The organism is Ammoniphilus sp. YIM 78166, from assembly GCF_004522215.1.
Classification (GTDB): Bacteria; Bacillota; Bacilli; order Aneurinibacillales; family RAOX-1; genus YIM-78166.
Genome location: NZ_SDLR01000043.1, coordinates 1 through 525, shown reverse-complemented (window position 1 = coordinate 525; position 525 = coordinate 1). Strand labels below are relative to the sequence as shown.

Genomic DNA, 525 nt, shown 5'->3' with positions numbered 1-525 from the left:
CTCCACGCCTTTTAAGTATCTTATGCCAACGCGAGTAGAATGCGGGAATGGAATCTCTCAAAAAACAGGAGCATGGATCAAGGAATTAGAGCAAGAGTACTGATTGTAACGGATAAAGGAGTCAGAGCGGCTAACCTTTTGGAAGGAATTGAACAATCCCTTTCGGCTGCCCAAGTGAATTATGAGATTTTTGATGAGGTCGAGCCGAATCCGTCCGCTGAAACGATCCGGAAGGGAACCGGGATCCTGAAGCAGCATCAAAGTGAGGCTGTATTGGCTGTAGGTGGAGGAAGCAGTATTGACACGGCTAAGGGAATCGCCGTGATGGCTAATAATCCGGGTGACATTTTGGGACTATGAAGGGGTGGGGAAGATTGAGATTCCTCCTCTTCCCCTTATTGCTATACCCACAACGGCAGGGACCGGGAGTGAAGTCACCAATTCCACCGTCGTAACCAATAAGCAAACTTCTTTTAAGTTAGCGGTCATTAGCCCCTACTTATTTCCAACGCTTGCGATATTGGA

At 47.6% G+C, this 525-nt stretch carries 2 protein-coding genes; both read left to right on the top strand.

The genetic code is table 11. The annotated features are described in order from the left end of the window. The first annotated feature begins 72 nt into the window (after positions 1–72). Positions 73–360, top strand: a complete 288-nt coding sequence (locus EIZ58_RS35025; RefSeq protein ID WP_255438532.1) for an iron-containing alcohol dehydrogenase — start codon at positions 73–75, stop codon at positions 358–360. Continuing rightward, the coding region (locus EIZ58_RS35020; protein WP_370297893.1) for an iron-containing alcohol dehydrogenase at positions 341–525 on the top strand (185 nt) is incomplete at its 3' end. The genes EIZ58_RS35025 and EIZ58_RS35020, both read left to right, overlap by 20 nt.